Annotated in this window: 6 protein-coding genes; all 6 read left to right on the forward strand. The window is 32.3% G+C overall.

Annotation, left to right across the window (positions count from 1 at the left end; translation table 11 throughout):
• The first annotated feature begins 243 nt into the window (after positions 1-243).
• The 6 genes from loaP to HZI73_RS05755 are packed head-to-tail and all read left to right on the forward strand — an operon-like array spanning position 244 to position 11,806.
• Positions 244-786 carry an antiterminator LoaP gene (gene loaP, locus HZI73_RS05730; protein ID WP_212697297.1) on the forward strand — a complete coding sequence of 181 codons (543 nt, stop codon included), beginning with the start codon at positions 244-246 and terminating at the stop codon, positions 784-786.
• The gene (locus tag HZI73_RS05735) at positions 773-1,579 is read left to right on the forward strand and encodes a bifunctional 3-deoxy-7-phosphoheptulonate synthase/chorismate mutase (protein WP_246552367.1); all 807 of its coding nucleotides are present in this window, start codon (positions 773-775) and stop codon (positions 1,577-1,579) included. The genes loaP and HZI73_RS05735 overlap by 14 nt, the downstream gene beginning before the upstream one ends.
• A 35-nt stretch (positions 1,580-1,614) precedes the next feature.
• A complete protein-coding gene (locus HZI73_RS05740; protein ID WP_212697299.1) occupies positions 1,615-4,701 on the forward strand; it encodes a cyclic peptide export ABC transporter in 3,087 nt (1,028 codons plus the stop codon).
• Between the two features lie 34 nt (positions 4,702-4,735).
• The gene (locus HZI73_RS05745; RefSeq protein WP_212697300.1) at positions 4,736-9,238 is read left to right on the forward strand and encodes a non-ribosomal peptide synthetase; all 4,503 of its coding nucleotides are present in this window, start codon (positions 4,736-4,738) and stop codon (positions 9,236-9,238) included.
• Between the two features lie 38 nt (positions 9,239-9,276).
• Positions 9,277-10,389: a U32 family peptidase gene (locus HZI73_RS05750; RefSeq protein WP_212697301.1), complete on the forward strand. Its 1,113-nt coding sequence runs from the start codon at positions 9,277-9,279 to the stop codon at positions 10,387-10,389.
• 1 nt (position 10,390) lies between these two features.
• The gene (locus tag HZI73_RS05755) at positions 10,391-11,806 is read left to right on the forward strand and encodes a condensation domain-containing protein (RefSeq protein ID WP_212697302.1); all 1,416 of its coding nucleotides are present in this window, start codon (positions 10,391-10,393) and stop codon (positions 11,804-11,806) included.
• Positions 11,807-11,822 lie beyond the last annotated feature (16 nt).

Genomic DNA, 11,822 nt, shown 5'->3' on the forward strand with positions numbered 1-11,822 from the left:
AGTTGTAATATATGTTGAGATTATTTTCGTGAAACTGTAAGGAAAATAAAATTACCAACAGTAAAAATATGAAAATTAATGAATGATTAAACTACTGCAATATGTTTAACAATTTAGTGCGATAATGGGTTTTGGACATGATATGTAATCGTTATAATTGTACTATAGTTTTTGCTATGTTTCGGCTAGTAAAGATAAATAATAAAGTATAATGAATTATGTTAGCTGTTGGAGAGGTGAAGTATGAGTTGGTATGTTATGTCAACCCAAACAGGCTATGAAGATGATATATGTACACGCATTAAAAAAGCGAATGACATATTATTTTCAGATATGTCCTATAATTTACTATTACCAAAAAGAAAGATCTATGAAAGACGTCAAGGAGTCACCCGCCAGGTTATACGAAAAATATTTCCTGGCTATATTTTATTAGAGACAAATAATATAATAGATTTTTATTACCGAGTAAAAAACTTACCAAGAATAAACAATATTCTGAGGACAGATGATTGTTTTCATGAGGTAAAATATGAAGACATGCGACAAATACTACGTATGATTGATAAAGATGGGCTGATTGGTATATCAGAAGCGTTTATCATCAATGATGAAATTCAAGTTATCAATGGACCACTTTTAGGGTATACAGGTTTTATCAAAAAAATTGATAAGCGAAAAGGTCGAGCAAAAGTTCTCTTTAAGATGGGTCATAATGAGCACTTAATTGATTTAGGAATAGAGATACTACAAAAGTATGGAAAAAGTAAGCATGGCAACATTTAAGAAAGGAAAGAAAATGGGTAGATGCATAGAATCATACCGTATTCATCATCAAATGAATAATTATTTTTACAACATACCAAAACCTATCTTCATAGCTGGACCATGTGCTTTAGAAAATGAAGAAATGATGGATAAGATTACAGCTTATTTAGTGGATAAAGGTATTAAGATTATCAGAGCTGGTATCTTCAAACCGAGAACATCGCCATATAATTTTCAAGGTATTGGAATAAATGGCCTTAAGATATTAAATAAATTAAGAGGTAAATATAATATTAAGATTATCTCAGAAATTGTTGATACTAGGCACATGGATATTTTGAAAGACTATATTGACATTTTTCAAGTGGGCGCGAGAAATATGCAAAATTTTGAGCTATTAAAGCAAATAGGTAAAACGTCAGTACCCGTGCTATTGAAGAGAGGTATGTGTTCAACAATTAATGAGTTTATGAATGCTGCTGAATATATCTTATGTGGAGGCAATGAAAATATTATGCTTTGTGAAAGAGGTATTAGAACCTTTGAAACTTGTGTACGTAATACATTAGATTTATCTTGTGTAGCTATTATAAAAGAAGAAACGAATTTACCCATCATTGTTGATTTGAGTCACTCTCTTGGTAGAAAAGATATCGCAATAAAAATGGCAAAAGCAGCTCTTGCATGTGGTTCAGATGGTATCATGGTTGAAGTCCATCAAAACCCTACTCAAGCACTATCGGATTCCAAACAGCAAATGAATTTATTAGAGTTTGATCATTTTATTAATCATGTTCATGATAAGGATTAAAAAAGATAAAAGAATAAAGGATGTGAGGACTAGCCTTGAAAAAAATAATAGTCATACTATTAGTCATAGTCATGATAATAGGTATTCCCAGTGCAACGATTTCGGCTAATACAATGGATGATGCAAATCATTTAAATACACTAGATGACTTAGTAAAAACAGCAATGGAGAAGTCTCGTACGCCAGGTATTTCTGTGGCCGTTGTATCCAATGAAAATATTGAGATCCGTACTTATGGATACGCAAATAAAAGGACTAAGGAAACAGTAACTCAAGACACATTATTTGAATTAGGTTCTATGAGTAAAGCTTTTACTGGGTTAGGAATTTTGTATTTAGAACAAGAAGGAAAATTAAAGTTAACGGATGATGTTAAGCAGTATATTCCATGGTTAAAATTAAATTACAAGGGTCAATCTAATGGACAAATTATGAGTGGTAAAACACCTATTACCATTGAAAATGTTCTTTATCAAACAACGGGAATACCATCAAAGACATTTGGAAATATTCCAAAGGGAAACACACAAGATATGCTAGAAAAAACAGTAAGGACATTAGTGAATGTTGATTTGGACTTTTATCCAGGAACGCAATTCTCGTACGCAACGATTAATTATGATATTTTAGGTCTTATTATACAGAATATAACCAAACAAAGTTATGAGAGCTTTATAAAAGAAAAAATTTTAGACCCATTAGGGCTTACAAATACTTATGTAAAAGGTTCTACTGCACTAGAAAGTAGCAAGATGTCAAAGGGTTATAAAACACAATTCTTACGGATCAATCAATATAATGCACCAGAGTATCGTGGTAATACACCTGCAGGTTACATTATATCGAATGCTAAAGATATGGCTAGATGGATGAGCATTCAAATGGGTCATGTAGCTATAACAGAAAAATATAAAAAAATTATTGAGAAATCACATATGGGAAATACAAAAGTCCCCTCATCAGGAGACTTTTATTATGGTTCAGGATGGAATGTTCATATAAGAAATAAGGAGATTAATCACGAAGGTTCAAATCCTAACTTTTCATCCATGATTCGTATTAAGGATACGGTAGGGATTTGTGTATTGACTAATTATAATTCTAATGCTCCCTCATACATTGTTAATAATTTTTTTAATACGTTGAATCAAGGAGAAGTAGAAAAGTATAAAAAAAGTATTTACAGGAATATAGACATGATGTTTACAGTGATTTGTATAGGCTCACTTATCTTTGGTATAGCCTTTCTTTGCTTACTTATTATAGCAGTTATTGACATTATAATGAAAAAAAGACAAAAAGAAAAACGAAAAGGCGTCAGAATAGCTGGTGTATCCATTGCAATTCCTATTATGGTATTCTTTGGTTATTGTATATATTTTTTACCCAATATACTTTTGGGAAGACTTCCATGGGAAGTTGTTAGGGTATGGGGTTCAAAAAGCATTGTGTATGGTAGTATATTTGGGTTTGCTGCTGGCATTGTATTTTTATTATACGTACTCGTCACATTTAATTTCCCAAAACCAAGGGAAAAGAATTACTTTGCGCTCATTCCACTTTCTATTATAAACGGTTTAACCAGTGCCCTTATTATTTTTACCATTAATGAATCATTTAATCGTAACCTAGAATACTCAAAGGAACTCTTAATTTATTTTATATTTGCCCTTACTTTTTTTGTCTATACCATAAAATTATTACAAGGGCGCATGATTGTTATTACCAATGAAATAACATATGAAAAACGCATCATCATGATTGATAAAATTGTCCATTCTTCTTTTCAGACAATTGAGAGAATAGGTAGTGCAAGGATATACGCGTGTTTAAATAATGATACACGTGCAATAGCAAAAGTACCAGAAATAATCGTTGGTTTTTCATCCAATATTTTGACCCTTATATTTTGTCTTGCCTACCTTATGTCCAATAGTTCCATTGCCTTTATCTCTTCAGTTTTGGTTATAAGCTTAAGTTGTCTTATTGGTATAATAACAAGCAAACAAGCATCATCATATTGGGAGAAAAATAGGGATATCCAAGATGTATACTTTGGTCAGTTATCTGATTTGGTATATGGTTTTAAGGAGTTGGTGCTGAGTCAACGAAGAAGAGATGATTTTTGGCATGAAATGAAAAAATATTCTCGCCTTACAGCAGAACTATCCAAAAAAGCTGCAGTAAAATTTATGAATTTAGACATATATAACACACTAATGTATAATACTATTTTTGGTGTTGTCGTGTTTGTGTTCCCACTATTCATCATTGGTATTAGCGTGAATGATTTGAGACAAACGTTGTTTATGGTGTTCTATCTAATTGGTCCATTTGGGGCAATAATGACAAATATCCCAAAAATTACGGAAACACGGGTTAATGTAAAGCGTATTAATCAGTTAATTAAGGCGTTAAATGAAACCAGTGAAGGTAATGACGAACCTACTGACGTTTTATCCATAGCAGATCATATGACAATTCAATTTGAACAAGTGGGTTATGAGTATATTATAAAAAATGATATAACGAAAGAAGCGTATAGTGAATTTACCTTAGGTTCTATAGATCTAGATGTGTCAACCAATGAGATAACTTTTATTACGGGTGGTAATGGTAGTGGAAAGTCTACATTAGGAAAATTATTAACGGGTTTATATGCCCCTAAAAATGGGAGAATCCTAATTAACGGAAAAGTATGTACCACGAAAGAATTAAACCAGTGCTTTTCGGCCGTATTTAGCGATTATTATTTGTTTAGGAAGTTATATGGTGTGGATATGAAATCTGAAAGAGACTTTGTGGAAGCGTTATTATCTTTAATGAAGATAGATAATAAAGTTGTTATAGAAGAAAATGGAGCATTTGAATCACAGAATTTATCTACAGGTCAAAAGAAGAGACTTGCTTATATTGTGAGTTGTCTTGATCATAAACCTTTTATCTTATTTGATGAATGGGCGGCAGAACAAGACCCAGAGTTTAGACAATTTTTTTATACAGAACTTTTACCTCAATTAAAAGAAAAGGGGAAAGGTGTTATTGTTATTACACATGATGATAGATTCTTTGATTTAGCTGACAAGATGATAAAACTTGAACGAGGAGTTATTCGAGAATAATATTGGAGGTTGTGATAGAGGCATGACAAACAACATGAATAGCATAGAGGCCAACAAACATAGATTATACCCACTAACTCACCCTCAAAAGAGGATCTGGTATTTAGAAAAGATTTATCCAAACACATCATTACATAATATTGGAGGGACAGTATGTATTCATGGTAAAATAAATTTTCAATTATTGCATAAAGCCATTCATATTTTTATACAGAAAAATGAAGGTTTGCGATTAAAGCTTATAGAAAAAGATGGGAAAGTAGAGCAATACATAGATGACATGGAGGATTATGTATGGGATTTTATGGATTTCTCTCACAGCAAGGATTCCCTTACAGCGTTTAACAAGTGGATACAACTTGAAGCAGGAAAGCCCTTTGAACTAAAAAATACGAGGCTTTTTTATTTTGCATTCTTTAAAATATCTGAAAATAAAGGGGGTTACTTTGTAAAATTTCATCATATCATTGCTGATGGTTGGTCCATGATGATCATGACCAATCACATATATGATGCATATATGAAATTAATACATACAGAACCAATTAGTCATGAAGTGGCATATACCTATTTAGATTATATAAGAAAAGAAAACCAGTATTTTTCCACCAGTAGATTTATGAAGAATCGACTATTTTGGAATAAAAGATTTAACGTTTTGCCCGATACATCCCTTTATACAAGTTCAGATACCATTACAGGTCAAAGAAAAACATATACACTTGATAAGAATATAACCACTAAAATAAAAGATTTTACACAGAAAAATGGTGTTTCCTACAATACATTATTTGCTACCTTGTATCTAATCTATCTATACAAGATAACGGGTAAGAAGGATCTTGTCATAGGTATACCTGTATTTAATAGATCCGGTAAAAAAGAGAAGAAAACATTTGGTATGTTTACGAGTACAATGCCGTTTAGATTTGTCATTGATAACAACCATAGTTTTTACCAGGTTATTGCAAAAGCAAATGAAGAACTAATGGCTTGCTACTATAATCAAAAATATCCATATGATTTGCTTTTACAGGATTTAGAACTTAAGAAAAGAGGATATGATAACCTCTTTAATACATGTATTAATTATTATAATACCAAGCTTCAATTAGAATGGAATGGGTGTCCCATTGAAAATGTTGAGTTTTATAATGGAAATCAGGTGTATTCACTACAACTTATTATTAGGGAATGGACCGACTCAGAATGCTTAACGTTGGATTTCGATTATAAAACAAAGGACTACACAGAAAAAGAGATCGACACGTTATATGCACGTTTATACGATTTATTAAACCAGTTGTTTTTAAAACCACATGATGCAGTTTCTAGACATTCAATGATGCCAACCTCCACCAAGGAAAAGTTGTTGTACGCATTTAACACCACCACAAGAAATTATCCCAAAGATAAAACGATTCATCAATTATTTGAAGAACAAGTTCAAAAAACACCTCAAAATATAGCCATTATCTTTCAGGATAATCAATTAACGTATCAACTATTAAATCATAAATCGAATCAACTAGCAAGATACCTCCTTAAAAAGGGTGTCAAGAAAGAAACAATCATTGGATTGTTGACAACCCATTCCATAGAGAGTGTTATTGGTATTCTGGGTATCTTAAAAGCAGGAGGGGCTTACTTACCTATTGACCCAACTTATCCAATAGAGAGGATAAGTTATATGCTAAAAGATGCAGATAGTCAAATATTGCTTACCAATACAACAAGATTAAGTGAGGATTACTATGAAGGTACCATCATTGATATTAGCAATGATCATATCTATAATGAGGATACTTCTAATATAGAAAGCATGAGTAAATCCAATCAATTAGCTTATGTCATCTATACTTCTGGCTCTACGGGAAAACCAAAGGGTACGATGATTGAACATCAAGCCTTATTAAATTATGTATGGTGGACAAAAAGAATGTATGTTAGCAATGAAGCAGAGATATTTCCACTGTATTCAACGTTAGCATTCGATTTAACAGTTACATCAATCTTTACCCCTTTAATAACTGGCAATAAAATAATCGTCTATAAGGGCAATAGTAACGATAATGTGCATGTGCTCTATAGAATATTGAAGGATAATCAAGCAACCATCATGAAATTGACACCATCCCATTTATCCTTGTTGCATAACATGGAGCTTCAACATTCTTCACTAAGAAAGTTTATTGTAGGCGGGGAAGCATTAAAGGTAAGTTTAGCTAAAAACATCTATGAAAGCTACAATGGAAACATAGAAATATGGAATGAATATGGACCAACTGAAACAGTAGTCGGGTGTATGATTCATAAGTATAATGATGAAAAAGATACATACAGTTCTGTACCAATTGGTAGACCAATTGATAATGTACAAGTCTATATTTTAGACGATAATCTTCATCCCGTTTTAGAAGGTGAAATCGGTGAATTATATGTTTCGGGGGATGGTGTTGCAAGGGGTTATATTAATAATACGTTGTTAACCCGAGAAAGGTTTATTCAAAATCCATATGTGAAGCATTCAAGGATGTATAAAACAGGAGATTTAGCAAGATTTATTGAAGGTGGACACATAGAATATGTAGGCAGAATGGATCAACAAGTAAAAATAAGAGGTCATCGTGTTGAGTTAGGAGAAATAGAAAGATATCTGGAGACGCATATGGGTGTTCAAGAGGCTGTAGTCCATTGTATGGAGGATAATAATACGAAGTATCTCTGTGCTTATATTGTTATAAAAAATAAAACCACCATGACCCAGTTAAAAAGCTTTTTACGAGAAGGGTTGCCAGATTATATGATGCCATTATATTTTATCGAATTGGATCATATACCATTAACCCATAATGGAAAGGTAAATAAAACATTATTGCCTAACCCAGTAGTAAATGATTTGGTACATGTTGAACATGTGGCTTATAGAACTAAAAAAGAAGAGATATTGAGTCATGCCATACGTAAAGTGTTAAACATGAAAGAACTCAGTATAAAACAAAACTTTTATCATATAGGCGGTGACTCTATAAAAGCAATACAAATTGCTTCCATATTAAATGATAAGGGTTATACCATAAAGGTCAAAGATATATTATCTTATCCAATGATTGAAGACATGGCATTATGTATCAAGAAGAACAACATGTTCATTGACCAAAAGCCCAGTGAAGGACGTATTCAACATACACCAATCATATCTTGGTTTTTTGAACAGAAACTTAAAAATAGCAACCATTATGTACAGAGTATATTACTGGAATTAAAACAGGATGTAGATTCTAAACAAGTAGAAATGATGTTTAATAAAATAGTGTACCATCATGATGCATTAAGAATAAATGTGGATGCTACGACAAAAGCGTTATTTTATAATCATCAATATTTGGAACAACATCATCATCTACAAGTGTATGATTTAGTTGGCTTATCAACTAACGAGCAAAGGAATTACATGATACGTGTTGCAGAAGATTTAAAAATGAGTTTTAACATATATAAGGGTATCTTAATAAAAGCTTGCATGTTTAAGCGGGGTCAACATAGTGGAAGATTACTTATTATGGCTCATCATCTGGTGATAGACGGTGTTTCTTGGAGGATTATCATAGATGATATGAATAGGATGATGGAACAAATCCAAAAAAATCAAAAAACAGTACTACCTTCAAAAACACAATCCTATCAAAGTTGGGCAAAACGATTAGAAGAGTATGGTCAAACAGTGACATATGAGGAAATAAAATATTGGCATACTGTACGAGGTAAACATGTGAGTGTCCAATGGGTGAATGACTCAGAATACATAGAAGATAACATGGGTACGCTATCAGCCCAGTTAAGTGTAGAGGACACGACATGTTTATTATTCCAAACGAAAAAAGCCTATAACACCACACCAAAAGAATTACTCATTACAGCATTAGTGCGTACGATTAAACATGTCACAAAACATGAGGATATCGTAATAGAGCTTGAGGGGCATGGGAGAGAGGATATTTTTGATAACATCAATGTAACAAGAACAGTGGGGTGGTTCACAAGTCTCTATCCTTTCTATATTCGGTTAAAGTCAGATGATTTACCAAAGCAGATTAAACATGTAAAAGAAAAGGTAAGAGCAATACCAAACAAAGGAATGGGTTTTGGGGTACTACAGTATATCACAAAGCATCTAAAAGAAGATCCTAAAGAGGTTATACGATTCAATTTCATGGGAAGTTTTATGGAGGAATCCATGGGTACCCATGTAGAGCTTGTAAGTAATCAATTCCATTGGGGTAGTCGTCATACAAACCCATTAACATGTTTGATGGATATCACTTGCTATATGATTAGAGATAAGTTAGATATAGTATTCTCCTATAACAGACATAAAATTAAGGATAGGGTTATGGGAGAATTCGTTAGTCAATATAAGGCGAATATTGAAACGATTATAGCACATTGTTGTACGAGGAAGGTTATTGAGTTTACACCATCTGATTTCGACACAGTGGAGCTATCGCAAGATGAATTAGATAATATGTTTACATGATGAGCAAACCATCCCATTAAAGTAGGAGAATAAAAAATATGTATTATTTTAGTATACCAAGTGATTTTAATATTCAAACCTTAAAGAAAATAGAGGCTATAAATTCTAAGTCCAGGAAATTTAATGTTTCTGAGGTTTATGGGCAAATAACAGAGGGAGAGTTTATCAGTTCAGGAAGAATGGTTTCAATGCTACCACAAATGTCATTAGCCAGTCTTAAGAACTACATGATGTATTGTAAGAAGTATAATATTAATTTTAACTATGTGTTTAACCCATCATGTATGGGTAATAAGGAATTCTGTAAAGAGAATCAGAAGAAAATCAAGGCATTTATATGTACATTATACGATATGGGAATTAATTCTTTCACTATAGCCATGCCCTCTATTATAGAATTAATCAATGGTTTAGGATTAGATATCAACATTAAAGCATCTGCAATATGTGAAATTGATTCACCCAGTAAAGCCCTATTTTATAAAAAATTAGGTGCAAAAAGAATGGTTGTGGAACCGGACATGACAAGGGATTTTAAAACCATTAAAAACATGTGTCATGTTTTTGGAAGAGGCGTAGAAATAATCGTCAATAATGTATGTGTTAAACATTGTGCATATAAGAAATTTCATTATAATCATGAAGCTCATTGTCATGAAAGTAGTATTAAACAAGATATTAATAATTATTATTTTCATAGATGTTCCATGCAAAAAGCAAGTGCAATTCACAATGTACTAAGGCTTAATTGGATACGTCCCGAAGATTTGAAATATTATTATGCATCAGGAATTGAATGTTTTAAGATACAAGGACGACATAATTCAGATGGTGATAACTTGTTAAAAACCATTCAGCATTATTTTGATGAGGATTATGAAGGGGATCTTATGGCATTAATAACATTATTTTCTCCTTATAATGCTTTTCAACTAAAGGTAAATAATAAAAAGTTAGATGGCTATATAGAAAAATTTTATAACCATCCAAGTTTTTGCAATGATATTTGTGAGCGGTGCCATTACTGTTTGGATTATGCCCATAAGTGTATGGATATTGAGAAAGCACTCGAAACCAATCAAAAGACAATTAATTTTTATACACAATATGATGAGTACTCAATGAAACCATGCGTTAACGAAGGAGAATAAAATGGATAAGAAGTCTGACGATCTTACCATAGGGAATGTGGAGGATATACTTGCTTTAACCCCGTTGCAAAAAAATATGTTATACTCCTTTTTACTCGATGAAAGCGCTAATAAATACTATGAGCAATGGCGGTATAAAATCAAAGGTGATATCATCTTACATCATATAATACAAGCGTGGCAATATGTCATAAATAATAATGAAATGCTTCGCTGTATTATAAGATGGCGAGGTTTTAGAAAACCTATTCAGATGATATTAAAGGAAAAAGATGTACATATTGATGTTCATAATCTAAAAAAGGTGGATAGTCATGTGGTACAGTATGAAGCAGATAAAATAGCATTAAAGGAATGGGAGCAAAAGGTTGATCTTCAAAAGAATCCTTTTAGGATAACATTAACTTTATTGTCAGAACAAGAGTGGGAGATGATTATCACATCCCATCATATGATATTAGATGGTTGGAGCAATGCTAATCTTTTACGTGAACTATTTTCATATTATGATGCCATCTGCTCCGAGAAGGCAATCACACTAAGCAAAAAAACACCATTCAAAGCTTACATCAAACAACAACAAAGTCAACATAAGACCCAGAATACCATTGATTATTGGACAAACATGTTTAGGGATTATCCACAACAATCTAAGTTCGTCAAGGAATATGGTCTATCTAAAAAAATAGAATCAAGTATTGAGGTGCTGCATATATCAGAGGATAATACCAATGCTATCCATACCTTCTGTAAATTACACAATATAACAATGTCCGTGTTATGGTATGCAGCATGGGCAATTTTAATGCATAAGTATTATCATCAATCAGATGTGGTGTTTGGCGTTACATTATCGGGAAGGAATATGGATTTAAAAGGCATTCAAGAAATGGTCGGTCTTTTTATAAGAACCTTACCTTTTAGACTATGCATTAAGCCATCTACAGAAATTATGCATATTTTAAAAGACACGAATCGATTGACTATGGATATGGAGGCTCATAAAGATGTTGAGTTGACAGACTTAATGCATATATTTCCCTATGCTATGAAGTCCATCATGAATACCATAATCGTGATTCAAAATTATCCTATTGGAAAACTTTTACACAACAAACAACGTCATATACAATTATACTCGTCCTTTTACGAAATTGATTCAGATATTACTGTTGGGATAAAAGCATTTGGTACATGTACAGATATTGAGATTGCCTATAATCAAGATGTTTTCCAAGATGATTTTATGCAACAACTATTAAGGGATTATTATAGCATCATGATGCAATTGGTTCATGCCAAATATATAGAGCGATTAACAACTGACAACATAAGGATTCATCATAAAAAAACCATCAAGAGAGAGAAAACATCCAATACTAAGCAGGTATTTGATAACCTAGATTTCAAATTTTAATATTGGCGAGGTAATG

It is taken from the genome of Vallitalea pronyensis (genome assembly GCF_018141445.1).
In the GTDB taxonomy this organism is placed as follows: Bacteria; Bacillota; Clostridia; order Lachnospirales; family Vallitaleaceae; genus Vallitalea; species Vallitalea pronyensis.